Annotated in this window: 18 protein-coding genes and 1 pseudogene; 6 read left to right on the top strand and 13 right to left on the bottom strand. The window is 36.6% G+C overall.

Annotated elements, in window-relative coordinates; genetic code table 11:
- Positions 1-88: 88 nt before the first annotated feature.
- Positions 89-1180 carry a bifunctional diaminohydroxyphosphoribosylaminopyrimidine deaminase/5-amino-6-(5-phosphoribosylamino)uracil reductase RibD gene (gene ribD, locus LIS78_RS10395; protein WP_209151542.1) on the bottom strand — a complete coding sequence of 364 codons (1092 nt, stop codon included), beginning with the start codon at positions 1178-1180 and terminating at the stop codon, positions 89-91.
- A complete protein-coding gene (locus LIS78_RS10390) occupies positions 1177-1926 on the bottom strand; it encodes a GTP cyclohydrolase II (RefSeq protein WP_186317017.1) in 750 nt (249 codons plus the stop codon). The genes ribD and LIS78_RS10390 overlap by 4 nt, the downstream gene beginning before the upstream one ends.
- A gap of 356 nt (positions 1927-2282) precedes the next feature.
- Here LIS78_RS10390 and LIS78_RS10385 point away from each other — a divergent pair, with 356 nt between their 5' ends.
- A complete protein-coding gene (locus LIS78_RS10385) occupies positions 2283-2606 on the top strand; it encodes a winged helix-turn-helix transcriptional regulator (protein WP_014460492.1) in 324 nt (107 codons plus the stop codon).
- Positions 2607-2722: 116 nt separating this feature from the next.
- Here the strand turns inward: LIS78_RS10385 and LIS78_RS10380 are convergent, their stop codons facing one another.
- Both LIS78_RS10380 and LIS78_RS10375 read right to left on the bottom strand, forming a co-directional pair.
- Positions 2723-3934, bottom strand: a complete 1212-nt coding sequence (locus LIS78_RS10380; protein WP_252285132.1) for an MFS transporter — start codon at positions 3932-3934, stop codon at positions 2723-2725.
- A 321-nt stretch (positions 3935-4255) separates the two neighbouring features.
- Positions 4256-5311, bottom strand: a complete 1056-nt coding sequence (locus LIS78_RS10375) for a tartrate dehydrogenase (RefSeq protein WP_195780324.1) — start codon at positions 5309-5311, stop codon at positions 4256-4258.
- Positions 5312-5518: 207 nt separating this feature from the next.
- Between LIS78_RS10375 and LIS78_RS10370 the strand changes: the two genes are divergently transcribed.
- Positions 5519-6187 carry a GntR family transcriptional regulator gene (locus LIS78_RS10370; RefSeq protein WP_195780325.1) on the top strand — a complete coding sequence of 223 codons (669 nt, stop codon included), beginning with the start codon at positions 5519-5521 and terminating at the stop codon, positions 6185-6187.
- Positions 6188-6336: 149 nt separating this feature from the next.
- On the opposite strand, the gene zwf is transcribed toward LIS78_RS10370, so the two are convergent.
- The gene (zwf, locus tag LIS78_RS10365; RefSeq protein ID WP_195780326.1) at positions 6337-7836 is read right to left on the bottom strand and encodes a glucose-6-phosphate dehydrogenase; all 1500 of its coding nucleotides are present in this window, start codon (positions 7834-7836) and stop codon (positions 6337-6339) included.
- Between the two features lie 125 nt (positions 7837-7961).
- Positions 7962-8873, bottom strand: a complete 912-nt coding sequence (locus LIS78_RS10360; RefSeq protein WP_195780327.1) for an AEC family transporter — start codon at positions 8871-8873, stop codon at positions 7962-7964.
- A gap of 256 nt (positions 8874-9129) precedes the next feature.
- On the opposite strand from LIS78_RS10360, the gene LIS78_RS10355 reads away from it, so the two are divergent.
- Entirely contained in the window at positions 9130-10647 is a 1518-nt protein-coding gene (locus LIS78_RS10355) for an alpha/beta hydrolase (RefSeq protein ID WP_252285131.1), read from the top strand.
- Positions 10648-10667: 20 nt separating this feature from the next.
- Here the strand turns inward: LIS78_RS10355 and LIS78_RS10350 are convergent, their stop codons facing one another.
- On the bottom strand, positions 10668-11378 hold the full coding sequence (locus LIS78_RS10350; RefSeq protein WP_229754443.1) for a DUF421 domain-containing protein: 711 nt from the start codon (positions 11376-11378) through the stop codon (positions 10668-10670).
- Positions 11379-11513: 135 nt separating this feature from the next.
- Here LIS78_RS10350 and LIS78_RS10345 point away from each other — a divergent pair, with 135 nt between their 5' ends.
- Positions 11514-12128, top strand: coding sequence for an NUDIX hydrolase (locus tag LIS78_RS10345; protein ID WP_209151731.1), 615 nt, complete (start codon positions 11514-11516; stop codon positions 12126-12128).
- Positions 12129-12147: 19 nt separating this feature from the next.
- On the opposite strand, the gene LIS78_RS10340 is transcribed toward LIS78_RS10345, so the two are convergent.
- The 6 genes and pseudogenes from LIS78_RS10340 to LIS78_RS10315 form a co-directional block, all read right to left on the bottom strand.
- Positions 12148-12546 carry a PaaI family thioesterase gene (locus LIS78_RS10340; protein ID WP_053487201.1) on the bottom strand — a complete coding sequence of 133 codons (399 nt, stop codon included), beginning with the start codon at positions 12544-12546 and terminating at the stop codon, positions 12148-12150.
- 188 nt (positions 12547-12734) lie between these two features.
- A complete protein-coding gene (locus tag LIS78_RS10335) occupies positions 12735-13208 on the bottom strand; it encodes an SMI1/KNR4 family protein (protein WP_252285130.1) in 474 nt (157 codons plus the stop codon).
- A 100-nt stretch (positions 13209-13308) separates the two neighbouring features.
- The gene (locus LIS78_RS10330) at positions 13309-14460 is read right to left on the bottom strand and encodes a suppressor of fused domain protein (protein ID WP_209151535.1); all 1152 of its coding nucleotides are present in this window, start codon (positions 14458-14460) and stop codon (positions 13309-13311) included.
- 30 nt (positions 14461-14490) lie between these two features.
- Positions 14491-14958, bottom strand: a complete 468-nt coding sequence (locus LIS78_RS10325) for a DUF6985 domain-containing protein (RefSeq protein WP_195780330.1) — start codon at positions 14956-14958, stop codon at positions 14491-14493.
- A 183-nt stretch (positions 14959-15141) separates the two neighbouring features.
- A pseudogene (locus tag LIS78_RS10320) lies at positions 15142-16176 on the bottom strand (type IA DNA topoisomerase); the annotation flags it as partial.
- Positions 16177-16797: 621 nt separating this feature from the next.
- Entirely contained in the window at positions 16798-16959 is a 162-nt protein-coding gene (locus LIS78_RS10315; RefSeq protein WP_252285129.1) for a hypothetical protein, read from the bottom strand.
- A gap of 475 nt (positions 16960-17434) precedes the next feature.
- Between LIS78_RS10315 and LIS78_RS10310 the strand changes: the two genes are divergently transcribed.
- Positions 17435-18763 carry a sugar phosphate nucleotidyltransferase gene (locus LIS78_RS10310; RefSeq protein ID WP_252285128.1) on the top strand — a complete coding sequence of 443 codons (1329 nt, stop codon included), beginning with the start codon at positions 17435-17437 and terminating at the stop codon, positions 18761-18763.
- Positions 18764-19175: 412 nt separating this feature from the next.
- Positions 19176-19982 carry a hypothetical protein gene (locus LIS78_RS10305; protein WP_252285127.1) on the top strand — a complete coding sequence of 269 codons (807 nt, stop codon included), beginning with the start codon at positions 19176-19178 and terminating at the stop codon, positions 19980-19982.
- Positions 19983-20042 lie beyond the last annotated feature (60 nt).

The raw sequence follows: 20042 nt of genomic DNA, 5'->3' as shown, positions 1-20042 counted from the left end.
CGAGCGAAGCTGATTCTTAATCAAGAATTAACTTCGTTCGGGTCTTGCTTTAACTAAACGACTTTTGTCACAGTCCTATTCGCATTTTTTATTTATAAACAGGATATCCAACAAATTTAAAGTCTTTGCCGATTGACGTCACTGAAAGACGCTCCACGTCCACTGCGTCCCACATTTTCTCTACGCCTTTTCCTTCTAGGAAAGTAGGAGCTTCTTTTCCTCCTGAAAGCTTTGGAGCCATATACAGCACCAATTTATCAATTAAACGATTTTCTAGGAATGCGGCATTCACTTCGCCCCCTCCTTCAATTAAAAGAGACGACACAAATTTCTCACCTAGTATAGAAAGCATATCTTCAAGATTTACTTTGTCCTCACCGCTTGTGACAAATACTTCGACGCCTTGCTTTTCGAGCTGTTCTTTTTTTTCTTTTGAATAGCCCTGACTTGTAAATACCCACGTTGGAGCTAAAGAGTCCGTTGCTAGCTTCGAATCAAGGGGCATTCGCAGCTTCGAATCCATCACAAGACGAATTGGACTTCGGCCGCCTTCAATGCGAGTCGTCAGCTCGGGGTTGTCCTTAATGACCGTGTTCACCCCTACTAAGATACCCGCCGTTTCATGACGCAGCTGATGTACATCCAAACGAGCTTCCTCAGACGTAATCCACTTGCTGTGAGAAGAAGCAGTCGCTATTTTACCGTCTAACGTAATCGCTGATTTTAACAAAACAAACGGCTTCTTCGTCACAATATACTTATTGAAGACCTCGTTCATTTGACGTGACTCTTCTTCACATACACCTGTTATGACCTCAATGCCTGCGTTTTCTAAAATTTTAACTCCATTACCTGCTACTAAAGGGTTGGGGTCTAAAGTTGCTATGACCACTTTTTTTACACCGGCTTCAACTAGCGCTTCAGCACAAGGACCTGTACGTCCGTGGTGTGAACAAGGCTCTAGCGTTACGTAAGCAGTCGCTCCTTTTGCTTGTTCGCCAGCCATTCGCAGCGCGTGAATTTCAGCGTGCGGTTCGCCAGCTTTTAAATGCGTACCAATTCCAACGATTCGATTATCGTTTACAATGACCGATCCTACAAGCGGATTTGGCTCTGTTTGTCCTTTTGTTGCTTTTGCGTTTTGTAAAGCTATATTCATATAAAATTCGTGATTGATCAAAGAAGAACCTCCTCTTTTAAGTGTCCTGAACGTTTAACTTTAGTATCTAAATACTTTTCATTAAACTGAGATACATCTCCCCAAAGTGGAACGCGCCCTGATAAAAGTGCGCCGTTTTTCTCAAGCGCGATTAGCTTTTTCGGATTATTGGTAATCAGCGTAACCGGTTTTTGACGCAGCACTTTTAACACGCTGATGGCATCACTATAGCTGCGAGTATCATCTTCAAATCCTAAGCCTTCATTCGCCTCTACCGTATCAAATCCGTTTTCTTGAAGAACGTATGCCATTGCTTTGCTGAATAGGCCAATGCCGCGTCCTTCATGATTTGCTAAATAAAATAGCGCTCCGCTTCCATTTTCGACGATCATTTTCATAGATTGTTTTAATTGAAAACCGCAGTCGCAGCGTTTGCTTCCGAATATATCTCCCGTATGGCAGATACTGTGCATACGAATGAGTGCCTCATGCGATTCTTGAAAATCTCCGTACACAAGAACACTCGATTGCTGCATGTCTGCCAAATTAGCTCCTTGCATTTTTTCAATGAGTTCTTCCGTACTTAAGGCTCCTTCTTTTACATTATCAGAACGCAACCATGAATACCAACTAAATACTTGTGTCTCGCCATCCAGATTCACAGGAAGCGTAATAGGTCCTACTATATAAATAAAATGGTCTTCATTTTTTACTACGTTAATTTTATCTTTTAAAATTGAAACAACTTTTTGGTTAATCACAGTCATTTCCTCCTCTTACGTATCTTCTCACTTACCTACCATTTTCACGTTTTGCTCAATTTCTCACATGAGCAACTGTTTTTTTAGCAATTCACAACATTTATTTTTTCAAATTGGTTTATCAGCTTACTAAAAGTAAGTAGGTTTACTTGCATAAAGTATTATATGACGATACATTTATCTTGTAAAGCTTTTATGTTCCTTTTGTTACTTTTAGTAATCAACTACCATAATTATATAAATTATATAATTAAAATATAGATACGTAAAGTAATTTATAATCTTTAAGTAATTAAATTACACAACACTAGATAAAATGCTGACTTTGTTTTATAATATAGGAAGAGAATGGAGGTAATAACATGGACGGTTTAGCACTCTGCCCACGTTTTGAAAAGGCTGTTACTATACTAACGAAACGTTGGACGAGTTTGATCATTTTTCAGCTGCTTTCCGGCTCACAACGGTTTTCTCAAATGCAAGAAGCACTTCCAGTAAGCGGAAGGCTCTTATCCGAGCGCTTAAAAGAATTAGAGCATGAAGGAATCGTCATTCGTACGGTTATTCCGGAAACTCCTGTTCGAATCGAGTATTCGTTATCCGACAAAGGATTAGCACTGGCGCCGGTAATTCAGGAAATTCAGACATGGTCCAGTGAGTGGATTACAAAAGAAGAAGTGGAATAAAAGAAATCTCTAAAGAAATCAGGAGGGCTTGTACATAGATAAGCTCACGACCGTTCTCTTTAGAGCTCCATAAATAAAAAAGACGTGCTCTTTAAGCACGTCTTTTTTTATTTGTGTTATTTTCCTAATGATTCATTTTGAGAAATAATACGCTGCTTCTGGCTTTTTCGGCCGTGCAATACAAGATATATTGCTATAGCTAAAAGAGCAATAATGGAACAGAATACATACATTCCTTTATATCCGGCTGCTGTGGATAAAATGCCTAATAAAAAGGACCCTAAGCCCATTCCAGAGTCAAAAAACACAAAAAACGTAGCCGTGGCGACACCTCGGCGATGAGGAGAAGCTTTTTTTACAGCAATGGATTGAAAACTTGATGTAATCGTTCCAAAGCCTAATCCAATCAATGCTCCAGCTAGTAAAAACACCCAGCTTGTTGTCGCTTGGCTAAGCAAAAAGATACCGATAGCTAAAGATAAAATGGACGGATATACCACGCTGTTTTCTCCGTATTGATCAAACCATTTTCCTGTAAAGGGTCTAGAAGCCAGCAGGCACACTGCGTATACAACAAAGAAAAAGCTTGAAGCTTGCGTAAAGCCCATTTCTTTTGCATAAATAGACACAAACGAAATAACACTTGCATATGAAAAAGCTACCACAAGGCCGGCAACAGAAATAGGCAGCGAGCGGTATTCAAAAAACGCCGCAAGACCTTTGGCTGGCTGTATTTCATTTGTTGCAGAAGAAGCTGGCTGCACCTCAGGTACACGAAGTACTAGACTACATAATACTGCTAAAACAGAAGATACAACCGCAACGGTAAAGACCGCTGTATGACTCAAAGTATTTGTTAACGTTAAGCCTACAAACGGACCTACTACCATCGCTAAGTTCATAAACGTCGCATAGTACCCCATCCCTTCTCCTTTTCTCTGTTCTGGGATTACATTTGCAACAATTGCTCCTGTAGCAGTTGTGCTCATTCCAAAACCAATACCATGAAGCACACGCAGCAGCAGCAGCGCAGATAATGAGTGAATATTCATATATAAAATAGAACCAATTAAAAAGATAAAGACACCTATTAATAGTACTTTCTTTTGTCCTAATGTTGTCATCCACTTACCGGCTAGCGGCCTGAACACAATACCGGACACTAAAAAGATTGTCACAATTAAGCCTAGGCTTTGCTTACTTGCATGAAGTTCATCCGTTGCAAACAGCGGCAATGTGACAGTTAACATATAAAAAATGACAAAAACAAAAAAGCTGGTCAGTGAGACCGCTAGAAAATCTTTTGTCCATAATTTCGATTTCTGCATGATTTTCCTCCTTTTATCTTTTCATTCGTATCTTTTTATTAACACAAACTAAAACATAGTCTAGAAATAATATGTATACGAATTATCTCAACTCAAACTATTATAGTGTTCATATATGTAAGTGTCAACATGTATTTATCGATTTTATTTTCCTATAGAAACCAATGGATAAATGAAACCTACATTCACGATCACAATGAAAAACGAACTATTAATCAAAAATATTGATTAATAGTTCGTTTCTAGCTTCTTCTAACGTCCTTTTGTCCCAGCCTCTTTCCTTCAACTAAATTACTTTTATCCTAGCCTCTTTTAAAGCCTTCACTTCTTTAAATGAGAAATAATTTGATCCGTTATTTCACTAGTAGTTGCGCTGCCTCCAACATCTGGTGTAATGATGCCCGATTCCGTCACTTGTTCAATAACTTCTAACAAATGAGTGCCTAATTCTTGTTCACCAAAATGATCCAACATCATTTTGGCTGTCCAAATCTGTCCGATTGGGTTTGCTATTCCTTTTCCAACAATATCAGGAGCGGATCCGTGCACGGGTTCAAACATCGAAGGATATTTTCCGTTTACATTAATATTTGCAGCAGGAGCAACCCCAATACTCCCCATAATAGCAGCTCCGATATCTGTTAAAATATCTCCAAATAAATTGCTTGCCACAATTACATCAAAACGACTTGGATTTGTGACGAAAAAAGCCGCCAGCGCATCGATGTGCTGTGAGTCTGTTTCAATATGAGGATAACTCTTTGCGACATCTTGAAACACTTCGTCCCAAAACGGCATGGAATGAACAATTCCATTTGACTTCGTTGCGCTTGTAACTTTTGCTTTTCTTTTAGAAGCTAATTCAAATGCGTAGCGCATCGCTCGTTCTGTTCCTTTTCGAGAAAAAACCGCATTTTGAATAGAAATTTGATCTTCTCCTTGATAAATCCGTCCTCCTACTTCACTGTATTCTCCTTCACTATTTTCACGAACAACAATTAAATCAAAATCTTTTGGGTTCATTAGTGGAGATGCAATGCCTTTTAACCTCTTGGCTGGACGAATATTAATTACCTGCTGAAATTCTCGACGAATCTTAATGAGCAGACCCCATAGCGACACGTGATCTGGCACAAGATTTAAATTTCCTACGGCTCCTAAAAAAATTCCGTCAAAGTGTTGAAGCTGCTTTAGCCCATCTTCCGGCATCATATGTCCGTACTTCAAATAATAATCACAGCTCCAAGGAAATTCTGTAAATTCAAATTTTAATCCCCCGTGAAGATCTGCAATCGTACGAAGGACCCTAACCGCCTCCGGCACAACTTCTTTTCCTACTCCATCTCCTGGTATGTTCGCTATTTTTAACGTTTTCATCAAAAATCCCCCTGCGTCTTTTATGTAAAAACCTATCGGTCGACCGTCGACTGATATTATCTATTTGATTATACGTAAAAAGAACGCTTTCATCAAGAAAATTCTGAATATATTTATTCTCTTCAAAAATTCAAAATTATTATGACTCTTATGAACAAGCGTATTATAATTAGGAAATAAATGATTATAAATAAACGAGGTATATCAATGAACAATTTTGATTTACATAAGCCGTTACCATACTATCTTCAATTTTATGAAAAAATTAAGCAAATGATTGTGAACGGTGAGTATGAACCGGGTCAGCGAATCAATGAAACCCAGCTAGCTAAAGCATTTGGGGTAAGCCGCTCTCCCATAAGAGAAGCAATGCGTTTATTAGAAAAAGACGGCCTTTTAGTTGCAGATCAAAAAACAGGCTTTATTGTTTATTCCCTGTCTCCTGAAGACGTAGAAGAAATTTATCAAATTCGTACGGCTTTAGAGTCTTTAGCCGTTGAGCTGTGTATTACTCGCGCTTCTGATGAAGAGCTTCTTTTCATTGAGCAGCTGTTAGACAGAACCGCTGAGGAAATAAAGCAAGGAGCCGAAGATTCTCGACTTATTGAACTAAATGAACATTTTCATCAGCTGATTCTTCAATACAGTCATAATAAACATTTAAAAAAACAGCTCGATAGCGTAAATGTATTGATTTATTTTTGTCGGGTGCTTAATTTTAAAGGTAAAGGACGCGCTGCTGAGATTTTAGATGAGCATCAGCAAGTGTTCACCTTTATGAAAAAACGCAGTTTAAAAGCTGTTGAACATATGCAAAAACATTTACATCATGATCTTGTTCATTTACAAAAACGATTAACCACCAAAAGAGATTGAGACATAACTAAATCGATTCAATCCAAAGACGAACAAATGGGATACATGAAAAAATCCGAACGAAGTTGATTCTCCATCAAGAATCTCGATTCATCGTTCGGATCTTTCTTCAACGAAAAAAAATTTGTCCTAGCCTCTTTTTTAAAATTTTAAATAGGCAAAAACACTCCAGGTGCTTCCCCATGCTCATCGTCATCGAGCCACCACTTAAAGCCTTCTTGTTCAACTAATTTCTGGGCTTCTTCAGGACCTTGTGAACCCGATGGATATTCATAAAGTGGCAGCATGTCAGCCTCAAATGCATCTAATACAGGCTGCACCCACTGCCAAGATAGCTCTACTTCTTTCCAATGAGCAAAAAACGTGGAGTCGCCGATTAATGCGTCGTAAATAATTCGTTCATATGCTTCCGGTACACTTTCTTCTTCTCTTGAGAACGTAATACGAACCGGCTCAATAACACCATTTTTTAATGGATTTTTGCTGTTAAGCTGCAAAGCGACGTTTTCACTTGGACTAATTTCAATAATAAATAAGTTTGGTGCTACTTTGTCATAAGGAGTTTCGTACAGACCTTTTAAAGAATCTTTAAATTCTACGACGATACGAGTTGATTTTTCTTTCATTCGTTTGCCCGTTCGAATATAAAAAGGAACACCTGTCCAAAATTGATTATCAATCCATAAACGTGCTGCCACAAACGTATCATTTTTAGAGTCTGCTTCTACGCCAGGCTCTTCTTTGTATCCTCTAACAGATTTGTGATCGATTTCTCCGCTTCCGTATTGCCCTCGTACAACATCGCGAGCTACTTCTTCCGCTTGAATTTCCCTCAGTGACTCCATTACTTTTTGCTTTTCTTCTAAAATGTTTTCTGAGCAAATTCGTTTTGGAAGATGCATAGCTGTCATCATGAGAACCTGCAGCATATGATTTTGAATCATGTCGCGTATGGCCCCCGTATGATCATAATACCCTGCACGATTTTCAACACCGACTGTTTCACTTGCCGTAATTTGTACGTTCGCAATGTGTTTGTTATTCCACAGCGATTGCAGCACGGGGTTCGTAAATTCAAGCGCTTCTAAATTTTGCACCATCGGTTTACCTAAATAATGATCAATTCGATAAATTTCTTCTTCTTTAAACGTACTGCTTAGCTTTTCATTAAGCTCTCTTGCTGAAACAAGATCATGTCCAAACGGCTTTTCAATCATAAGACGCTTCCAGCCGCTGGTTTGATCCAAGCCGCTTTTTTTTATATGCAGAGCAATTACATCGAAGTATTCGGGTGCTACGGACAAATAAAACAAACGATTTCCTTTACTTCCATGAGTTGTTTCTTGCTCATTCACAACCTTTAGCAGCTGTTCGTAATCTTCTGTTTTGCTTGCGTCTACTGCTTGATAATGAAACAGAGACAAAAAATCTTCCTCGTTACTTTCCATTTTCCGTCTCGAAAAATCGTTTATAGATTGCTTTACACGCTCTTTAAAATCAGCAAGAGATAGCTGCTCGTACCCCGATCCAATAATAGAAATAGCATCAGGGAGCTTTTTGTCTGTAAATAAATTATAAAGAGCGGGAAAAATTTTTCTTTTTGCTAAATCACCCGTTGCGCCAAATAAAACAAAAGTTAAGGACTCCACTTCTTTTCCTCCCGTCAGGTTGTATGTATGATGGATTTTCTCTTCTCCTAGCTTACCTCTGTTTATTTGGGAATATCCTTTTTTCATTAAAAAGGACGCTCACAAGTGCGAGCGTCCTCTGTTATTTACATTAAAATGTTTGTCATTCCCCACAGCAGCAAAAAGCTCAGCAGAATCGTCATATTTGACACGGTGCCGACAAATTTTTGATCGTATTTGAATTCTACTGCGTAAGGTAAAACTGACCCCGCTACTGGTAGAATGAAACAAACTAAAATTGTATAACGAAACATATCTTCAAACGGAAGCAAGAAAAACAGCGCAATCCCTACGCCAAGTCCAATCACGTAGCGGATGCTTAAAAACATAATAATTTTTTTAAAATAGCTTTTTTGGAATGAAAAATTTAAATATACGCCTAAAAGCAAAAGAGAAAGCGGCATATTAGCTTTCGAGATAATGCCTGAAACGTCTAATACGTATGTTGGTAAATGAATGCCGAGAATCGCAAGAAGACAAATGATTACATAGGTAAGAAGGGGCATTGATTTTAATACTTTATATAAAATCTTTTTAAATTCAATGTCAATATCATCCCCTGAGTAGTAGCTGCCAATCACGTAGCATAAAACAAAAATAACAAAGGCATTTCCGACATCAAACATACCAAAATATTTAAGCCCTTCTTTTCCCCAGATGCCTTCTACTAATGGATAAGCAAACATTCCAATATTAAAACCTGGAATCATCATCGTCAGCATGCCTTTCACTTTTCTTTCATCTTTTCGAAAAACAAAAATTCCTACCGCAGCTAACAGCAAGCCATAGACAATTCCAATAACTAATAGTAAAATAAGCGATCCATCAATTTTAATGCTGCTGAATGTGACAATAATCAAGCAAGGCATTGTAATATTAAAAATAATTCTTGCTAAAGCTTCCCCGTCTTTTTGCTGAAGAAGGTTTGTTCGTTTTAGTATGTATCCTAATAGAATAATTGTAATGGAATACAAAAACTGACTGTTAAAGCTACTCATAGACCTACTCCCTTACCTTCTTTTATACTTATTTAATCGATTGTTTTACCCTGTCTTTTTTAATCCTTGTTTCATTATAATATAAGCAGCCTAAAAAGAAACTAGAGAATTGGATGCAGTTTACCTGTTTGTCAGACAAAAACAGCTTAGTAACAAACGAAAAAACTTTCTTCTAAATTGATTTTAAAACAGGACATTTTTCTTTTTTATGGAATTTACTTAAAAGGTATGAGTATTTTCATAAGGAGGACGAAACGTGAAACGAAAAATGATAGCGCTTACTTTTTCTGCTGCTCTTTGTTTTTCAGCTTCAGGATCTCTTGCTGAAGCTGCTAACAAAACAGATGTAATTCCAAATGCTGATCAGTCAGCAGAAACCTATTTTGACGGAGCGAACGGGAATTGGCTGACGACTAAAAACCCGTCTCAATATCAGCAGGCTACGCTCTATGGAAACATCGGGCTTACTCCTTATAACTGGGGAAAAGCTGAAAATGAATCGGGCTGGTATCGAATCAATCAGCCCGCTGCGGTTAAAGGAACGCAAGTAAATGGAATTTTTGAAGACGCTCAGTTCGTCATCCGAGTTCCTGATAACTGGAATGGAAAACTTGTGGTAGCCGGCATTCCTGCTACGCGCAACGAAACGTCCACCGATTTATTATTCAGCGATTACGTTCTTAAAAAAGGCTATGCGTTTGCCGCGATTGATAAAGGAACGCAAGGAGAAAGTGACCCTAACGATCCTTTTGCTAAAGTAAAAAATGCACTTGCTAACGATGACGACAGCGTAGCAGAATGGAATATGCGCTATCGTCAAATGACAAAAGCAGCACAGCAATATCTGACTACTCATTACTCGGACAAACTAATCAATCCGTCTAATCGAAAAAACCCTGCAAGCGATTTGATTCGAAACAATCATAAAGTACCCACGTATGCAATTGGAATTTCAAACGGCGGATACGTTGTCAGATATGCACTTGAACACGACGATCCAAAACAAACCAAAGAGCCTCGTTTATTTGATGGAGGCGTCGATTGGGAAGGCGTATTGTGGAGTGCAAAAGCGCCAAATTTAATCAGCTCACTAACACCTGTCGTAAACAACGCAGAGGAAGCGCTGTACGGAACGGGAAAAGAGCAGAAAAAAGCTATTAAACAAATGTATAAAGCCGGCCTTCCGAAAGGATCAGAAAAATTGTGGAGTTATCATGATCAAGTGTACTGGGCGGTCACTTTAAACATTTACCGTGACCACTTTGATCCGACAGCTCCAGGAAGAACAAACTGGCACAACTATTTAAACTTTACTTCATCAGGCCTACGCGACCGTTCATGGGACTACATCTTTGAAAATTATCGCTATCAAACCCGTCCAAAAAGCGTAAAAGAAAATGTAGCAAAAGTAGAAAATACGGGTGATATCGATGTACCTCTTATCAGTATGGCCGGCTCTCTCGATTCACTTATCTTCCCGTCTATTCACGCCGAAGGCTATGAAAAGCTCGTTAAAAAAGCTGGCAAGGCAAATCTTCATCGCCTTTATACCGTTAAAAACGGAAATCACGTTGATAGCTTAGTGTGGAATAAACAAACGGATCCAAATCAAGAGCTTCAGCCCCTGCTTCCATATGCTCATCAATCTTTTGATTTATTAGTAGACTGGGTAGAAAATAAAAAAGCAGCGCCTGCAAGTAAAGATATTAAAGCACCCAAAAACAATCTTAAAGTAATCGACATAAAATCTGGACAAGAAGTAGATCCTCGCTAAACAAAAACAGAAAGCAAGTGTTACTTGCTTTCTGTTTTCTTTTTGTCTTCATAATAATCAAGATACAGATGACCCGCTGAGTCTGCTTGCCCTAAAAATACTTTGTCGACTGCAGCACCTTTCTTTTTGAGCTGTTCTTTAATCCACGCTACGCTATACCCCAGCTCATGAACCGCTTCTTTCATTATATTTCCATCCATGATAACTGTTTGAGGTAATCTTGTGTGTTCTCCTTTCAACGATAAATCCTCCCGCGTAACGTTCTGCTTTTCTTTTTTTAACAGCACGCTTAATTCACCGTTTGTTTCAAGCATAGCAAAAGCGACGTCTTCCACATAAAAGATGTCTTTTTTCCGAAGCTGTTCCATGAGCTCGTCTACTGTATATTTTTCTTTTTTTACATTTTCCTCAAGGATTTTTCCTTCTTTAATAAGGATCGTTGTTGTCCCTTCCACTGCTTTTCGGAAACTTATGCTTTTTAACGATACGTTTGAGACAATAATAAGAAACGAGGCCCACACTAAAATCGCGACTACACCATGACTTGCCTGTAAATCTACATCCATTGAAATCGTTCCGGCAATATCTCCAATCGTAATGCCAACGATATATTCAAAAAAAGAAAGTTTGGATAACTGTTTTTTCCCTAACAGCTTTGTAATAAAAAACAAGCCCAGTAAAATCAGCACTGAACGAAGCACCACTTCCATCCAATGATTCAATGCATGCACCTTCTTTACTAAAATTGATGTATCCTTTATTTTGTACTTATTTTTATATATGAACCCGTTTTTTCGTCTTCCATTATTTACATACCCTTCACGACAGGTTAGAGTAGAAAGAAGTCGGAAACAAATGGGGGGCTTATCATGAACGATGAAATGTTAACAGTATTTAACCACCAACAGGAGCGTATAGGAACAGCGTCTCGAAAAGAAGTTCACGAAAAAGGCTATTGGCACGAAGCGTTTCACTGCTGGTTTGTCAGCCGCGAAAATGATATAGACTATATTTATTTCCAAATTCGCAGCGAGCAAAAACAAGATTATCCCGGTGCGCTTGATATCACAGCTGCCGGACATTTGCTTCATACAGAAACCGCTGTGGACGGAATAAGAGAAATTCACGAGGAACTTGGTGTAAACATTTCATTTGATGAACTGCTTCCTTTAGATGTCTTTAAATACGAAGTATCTCAGCCGCACTATGTTGATAAAGAATTTGCACACGTATTTTTATACCACAGCTCTCATCCGCTCACTGCTTTTACGTTGCAGCAAGAAGAAGTATCAGGACTTGTAAAAGCGCCTTTTTCTCACTTTTGCGAACTGTGGCTTGGAAATCAAACAGAACTGATCATTGAAGGGATAACAAATAAAAAAGAGCCAATTCACCGTACAGCACATAAAAGTGAATTTGCTCCTCATCCCAAAGCTTACTATGAAACGATTATTTCATTCATTAGGCAACAGCTGCATTAAGCAGAAAAAGCTTAGAACCCTAAGCTTTTTCTACTGAAAAAATCATATATGTTGCACTGCCAAGCGCAACAAGTTTACCGCTGCTATCTTCAATTTTCACTTCTCCAACTGCAAGCGTTTTGCCGCGGTGAGACAGTGTAGACTTTGCAACTAAATAATCACCTATACCCGGCCTTGTGTAATTTACTTTTAACTCAACTGTACTGGCGCTTTCCTCCTCAGAAAGAGAAGACCGCACAGCCGAACCAACCGCCGCGTCGATAAGCGTGGCAATAACGCCTCCATGAACCGTTCCTCTTCCTTGCAGAAGCTGCGGTTGAATCGTAATTTTCAACTCTGCATACCCTTTTTCAAGCAGCGTTTCTTCAATGCCAATATAATCCCAAAACGGAATCATCCCTTTACTCGTTCGTTTCATCAATCTCATCCTTTACATAAATAAACTATGTAAGAAATTCTAGAAAATCTGGAAAACTCCTGTTTTTATATACAAAAAGCGCTTGCTCTTTAGCAAACGCTTTTTATTCCTCTATTTTTCAAATAAAAACTGCACTTTGTTTTCTTTCCATACGGATAATTGTAAAAAGCTATTTGGGTTCGTTTAATTCATATTTTAGGAAAAGATAATTCGTTGACAAAGTCTTGAAAATCCTTTGAGATGACTCTAATAAACTCTTCTTTTAATTCATTATCCTCTTCAAAATAGTCTAAATCACAATAATAGACATACCCGAAGTCATTACCTTTTATTGCCAAACAGATTAAACTGTCTCCCGGGTCTATACCTATAGGAAGGAAGTTGCTCGGCACTATACCTCCTGTATTATAAAAAGAATACATACTTTCAAGGTTGTTTTCTATTTCTGAAGATAAAGGGAAAAATAGCATAATCGACGATGTAACAGTTCCCTCTTTATTTTCATCAGAAGTCGTAAATCTTCTTCTATCAGTCTTGCCTCCATTATGTGATAATAAAAAATTTTTATAGCTTTCAGGTAACTGAACGTTATATTTAACTTCAAAATTTTTAATATCCTGTTCAGTAATATCTCTGTAAGAATACTCAAATTTAATTTCCAATTAAACTCACCTCATAAATAAATTGGCTTTTTTATTCTTCCTCTTTAGTATCAAAAACATCTGCTCATTGACGGATTCATCAGCAAACAACCACTTCATACTATTCATCACCTACATTTATCCGATAGATGTCCAAAACATCTGAGATTCCTTTCTCACTCATCCTTTCCAGCAGATACTCATACCCTTTTTCCAATGCAAGATTTCTTTCTTCTTCATAGATAGGAACAAGTGTATACATATTTATGTCTTCATCTCTAGTATGAACGTTAGCCAGTCCGGACTCTTGAGGACGACAGATCATTACGCATGATAACTTTGTATTTGATGCAAATGGCTGAGGAGGTTCTCCATTTGGAAGAATAACTCCCTCCTCAAACCACCCATCATAAAGGTGTGGAATATGAGCCACTTTCCTTAACCACCCAAAGGGCCAATAATGATTTTGATCTTTCATATTATCTTTTTCGACTATCCAACTTGAAGGTAATTTTAGTAACAACTCTGCATACTTAAATGTTCTTTCATCATTTGAATATCCCATAGGTTCATCACTCATACCGGTAGTTACAAGCATGACAAAATCCTTATTCATTGACGGAGGGATTATGTGAATAGTAACTGATACTCTACTACCTGGAACAGTTTCACTTATAGTATTTTCAATAGGACCGAAGTGTTTCGTAATATGATTTAAAATCTCAGCATGATGGTCCTGATCATTATGGTTTGTTGTAGTTACACCCGTAGAGATCCTTCCCTGACTTTCTACCAACTTAACAATTGCTTTTTGTCCTTGTTCCTTTGCAAAAGTTAATGCGTCTACCTCTCTCATAGATTCACCACTATATGTAACATTTGTATCTATACCACTTTCAATTAATAGTTCTGCAATATTAGCATGACCATTACTAATTGCACCAAACAATGGATTTCTTTCTGGATCGCTTACATCCATATCAGCTCCACAAGATAACAAATACCTGACTATATCAATATGACCTGCAGAAGCAGCTTCGTTCAATGCTCCACCACCATACACTCCTCCAAGTATATTAACATTTGCACCGAGTTCTATTAGTTTCTTAACAATATCTAACACCCCTCTAGAAGCTGCAACATGAAGCCACGTTCCGAAAGGAGTCATCATATTTAAACGTTCAGGATTAGATCCGATTAATTGAACTACCTTTTCAATATCGCCTTTTTTTATGGCCGAACGAATTTCTTTTGCAACTGAGTTACTATCCATTCCTCATTACCTCCTAGCGAATAGTTCTACTTAAATCGCAACATCCTGGTAGCCTATTTCCACTACTTTTTCATTTAGTAGACGAATGCCTAATCCATTTTCTATATCCCATGTACAATTAAATGTCATTCTAATATCTCGCCCTTCAAAAATATCCGCATATGGAACAACAATTCCATCTAAAGTTATCATGTCTAGTATTTGATTAGTTGTTTCAACTAGGGGATAACTTTCATTTAATCCACTATCATAGCCTAGTTCACGTTGCTTCTGTTTGTAATAGTCTACTATTGATTGCAAGAGACTTCTCTGTAAGTTATCCCAATTTTTTATGAATGATTGATATGCTGCATACTGATTTTTATCAAAATTGCCATCTTCTTCACCATCTATCATCAAAGTTATTTGAGTTTCTTTTCCAAAAAGACAAATAGTGATGTCCTTAACCCAACCATATTCATACTCAAGCTCACCAAAAATTGGATCGTTTATAGTCATTGTAAAATCTCCTCTTTTTGTTCATTAGCATTTTTTTCTATTTTCCACATAATTCATCGTATACAAAGAAAGAGACTAGAACATAACTAGCCTAAAATATGAAAAAGATTCCCCTCAACCAACTTTGGTGTGGGGAACCTTTTTTTGATTGACTGGCTTTTGTCATAACCTCTCTTTATTCCTCTATTTTTCAAACAAAAACTGCACTTTGCTTTCTTTCCATTCTAACTTGGCATTAAAGGTTTTATCGCCTTTTTTAAAGCCTTCAATCAAATCCGTCTGTCCTTCGCTTAACAGCTTTTTTAAATTAGCTTGGGTGACTGTTTTACCTAAAATCTTTTTCGATACGGTAAACGTGCATTTTGTTTTTGCGTAGTTTGAGCATCCGTAAAATGAGCCTTTATCGACTACTTTTCCGTCGCAAAGCTTACACGAACCAAACGATTTAGAAGAAAAACCTTTACCTTTGCCCTTGCCTTTTCGCTGAATGGATTCAGTGTCGTATCCGCTGAAGTTCCACTGACTTTCTGCTTCGACAGCATCTTCGATAATTTTAGCTGACAGCTTCTTTGTTTGTTCCATAAAGGCAGCGGCTGATGCTGTTCCTTCACCAATTTCAGCTAGACGCTGCTCCCACTTAGCCGTCATTTCTGGTGAAGCTAAAATTTTATCTCCAATCGCGTCAATCAATACCTTTCCTTTATCGGTCGCAAACACTTGGTTTTTCTTCACATCAATATATTTACGATCTTTAAGCATTGTAATGATTCCAGCGCGCGTTGCTTCCGTCCCTAAGCCTTCTGACTTTGCTAAAATTTTCTCCAGCTCATCATTATCCAAATGCTTGCCTGCTGTCTTCATCAGTGTAATCAACTGACCTTCCGTGTAGCGTTTTGGCGGCTGTGTTTTACCTTCTTTTACGTCTACTTTAATAACTTTTCCTTCTTCCCCTTCTTGGACATTCGGAAGAATAACGTCATCATCTTTCTCATTTTGAAAAATTACTTTGCGCCAACCTTCTTGGATTTGCTGCTTTCCTTTTGAAATAAAGGCTGCTCGTTTTTCCACGAGTGTCGTAATCGTTGTATAGTCGAAAATCGCTTTTTCATAGTGCGCCGCAATTAGCCGCCTTACGACTAAATCGTAAATTTTCTGTTCGTCTCCTGACAGTTTGCTAGGGTCCTTCACTTGTTCCGTTGGAATAATCGCATAGTGTTCTTGAAATCAAGAGTATCATCTAAGAATTTTTTAAATATAAAGAACTCATTCTTAAAATACATGTCTTAAAAGATAGATGTTGACTTTACTCAATTTAAGTAAATATTTGTAACTTTTCTAGTTAACAAACCTTCAACTACCTTCTTTTTATTTATCAATAATAGCCTGACCATAAACTGATATCTCCCTATTAATTTGTTTGGCTTAAGTTGAAAAGTTATTTCTCTAAAAGAGTTCCTCCTTCTATTTTATAAAGCAAACAAGAAAAAGCTAGAAAATAAACAGCTTAATTCATTCTTTAGCAAATTAGACTGTTTGTTTTATTTCTAATCTTATTTATAGTTCTTTAAACTAATTATAATTATAAGAATTCGTAAATTCCAAGTTGGAAAATAGTTGATTTTCTTTCTGCTTAAAGTTATGCCTTCTAACATAATTATCCATTTCGGGAGTGTGAACTCCCTCTATTTCTAGAATTTTCAAACCTTTTTGTTTTCCTAGTTTCATCAATAAGTCAATAAGCCTTGAAAAGTTACTATGTCTTCTATGTATAAATTGTACCCTCGCAACTGTAAGTTTATCAGGTGAACTACATCCAATTCGCAGCATTAAATGATTTCTTTAATCACTGCCCCCAGCCAAAAATAACTTATCACTTTCTATATACACAGTATCTAAAGTTCCATTCGAGTCCCTTTCAAAAAGTTCTACAATTAACTTAAATTCCTCTGGCAACACTGATGCACTATTCAACTCCGGTGTGTTTTCATAAATAAAAGACATAAGGTTATCTCCTTTTACTAATAATGTAGAATAGATATATTCTATAATGACTTATATATTTGTGTAAAACTATCAAATCATTGTACCTACAAGGCATGGATTTGATGTTTTTAGATTTACGTCCTCATAATTCATAAGAAACACATAATTCTAAGAACTTTTTTATATACTTCAAATCGATATATTATTTTTTCTGTGATAATTTCTTAGTTTTTATAAATACCGTTAAACCATCCTTTCCTATACTTCTACAACACTAATAAAAGATATGTTGTTCCCTATTTCTACAGTTAAAAAATGTACACACCCCCTTCAAAATTAACTTATTAAACTTTGTACATAAAAATTTTAAAATTTTGCTCTTCTTTCTTATTTATTTTCACCATATATTTAAATTATTCAACTATGCATTAATAACCCCACAGAATTAATATAAATATTTAAGGTTCTTTTAAAGGTAGGGGGATTGAAAGCTATGCATCTTATTCTGTTATCTGGGGGATCAGGAAAGCGTTTATGGCCTTTGTCAAACGATTCACGTTCAAAACAATTTTTAAAATTATTGGATAGTGACTACTCTTCCACACATAAAATATCTATGATTCAACGTACCTGGCAGCAACTTCAAAAAGCTAAACTTACTAAACATGCCATTATATCTACAAGTAAGGCACAAGTTGAGCTGATAGGTAGCCAGCTAAGTTCTGATATACCGTTAATAATTGAACCAAGCCGACGCGATACCTATCCTGCCATAGTGTTAGCATGTATATACTTATATTGTGTCAAAAAAGTTCCTCCCGATGAGGTAGTTGTGATTTTACCTGTTGATTCATATGTTGAAAATGATTTTTTTTACCATGTGAATCATTTAGAAGAAGCTGTTCTACATTCAAACGCTGACCTTGCGTTACTTGGTAGTAAGCCTACATTTCCCTCTGAAAAGTATGGCTATATCGTACCTAATACTTCTCAACCACCTAGCATTCACAGAAGTTATCAAGCTGTCAACTATTTCGCAGAAAAGCCAAACCAGGAACAGGCTAAAGTACTACTTAAAGAAGGTGCGTTATGGAATAGTGGTATATTTGCTTTCAAACTTAAATTTATGCTAAATCATTTAGAAGAAAAAGGATGGCTATTAAACTATGAAGAAATAATAAAAAAATACGATAGTTTACCAAAGAACAGTTTTGATTATGAAGTAGTTGAAAAAACGAACAATATTGTAGTGATACCGTATAAGGGACAATGGAAAGATCTTGGCACATGGAATACTCTTACAGAAGAAATGACTACACCTTTATTTGGAAAGGGAACTATTAGTTCGGATTGTGAAAATGTACATGTTATTAATGAATTGGATATCCCTGTATCAGTATTAGGACTGTCAAATCTTGTAGTGGCAGTAAGTCCTGATGGTATTCTTGTATCAGATAAAGAGGCAAGTCCACGAATTAAAGAAATTGTAAATCAGTTTGAGCAACGTCCTATGTATGAAGAACGAACCTGGGGATGGTATCGTGTATTAGATTATGATAATTCTAATAATAATCATGAAGTTCTCACTAAACGCATCGGTGTGCTAAGTGACAAGACCCTCAGCTACCAAAAGCATTTTCACCTTCAATTAGTATGGACAATTATTTGTGGAACAGGATTGTTTACACTTAATAATAAAATTAAAAAAGTAAAAACAGGTGACATATTACAAATTCCTTTGGGGGTAGCTTATAGTATAAAAGCTATTACAGATTTAGAGCTTATTGAAGTTAAAATTGGTGTGCACCTTTTCCATGAATAAAATACCTGCAGTTTCATTAAGTTTGAAATAATTCATTCTTTTGCATAAGCGCAGAAATAAATAGTCATTGTATACTTTAATAAGGAGTCATAATTAAAATCTAAATAGATTAAGTTTAGGTGAAAACATTTTGTGCAAAAATATAATCACTCAGCTCTCATGTCTAACTAGTCAGCTTTCCAAATGACTATTTAAAATATTGGCCTAATTTATTTTGGACATAATGCCTCTTTCAAATTCTCACATACATTATTATATAAGATAATTAAAATAAACTAAGAAAACAAAATAAGGTTAAATATTCTTCAATTCATTTACATTAATTTACGATAAATACTTCAGAATGGCTTTTTTGCAATAAAAATCCAAATACCTCGTATTCCTTAGTTTTTTTATTTTGGGAGAGAAAGAGATGACTAAGCTATTAATTACTTGCGTTGCAGAAAATAATCCAGAATTTCATTTTAGAGTGATTACCCTATTTAAAACTTTACAAGAATTTGGAGGGAATTTAGCTAAAGCAAAACTACTCGCAAATTTCGTTAATAATATCGATAGGAAAATTTACAATCAGTTAAAAAGTATGGGTGTTTCCGTACGCATTGTGAAGCCTTACCATAAAAAGCTACAGCGACATTGCAACAAAATTAGAATGCTAGAAATTGATGAAGACTATGATGTTTTAATTGCACTAGATTGTGACACTGCCATTACTAGAGACTTTTCTTCTGAAATATCAACCAACAGTATACGTCGCTGCGACTCGTTGCTAGATCCACTAGAAATTCACGAATGGGAATATCTGTATAGGTACTTTAATCTTACAATGCCCCTGAACGAAAATGAAATCCATGCAAACAGTGCAGTTCTTTTCATTCCTAAAAATTATGTGAAAGATTTAAAAGATATTTGGTTATACTATTCTTACTTAGTTAATGACTCCTTTTTCTCTAATGATTATTGGAAAAAATTTGGACAATACAAGTATTATACTGATCAATTTGCTCTCTCATTAGCTCTTGCAAATCAAAATATAAAAGTGAACCTGTTACCTGCAGAATTTAATATTCATATTAATGGCTCCTATTCGAGTTGGGCAGATCAACTTCATCCATATATCCTTAGTTATCACCATAATATAACAGATGATTGGAAGTTAAAAACAACCGGTATGTCAGTGCCTGACAAGTATATAAAGGAAGTAAATAATATACTTTAAAACTAGCTTATATATTGTTATTGATGTAGTTTTATCAGTTGTCTATAATTCTAAATTTCA

This window comes from Priestia megaterium (assembly GCF_023824195.1).
In the GTDB taxonomy this organism is placed as follows: Bacteria; Bacillota; Bacilli; order Bacillales; family Bacillaceae_H; genus Priestia; species Priestia megaterium_D.
Note: the sequence above shows the minus strand (reverse complement) of the source record. Positions and strands in the feature narration are given on the sequence as shown.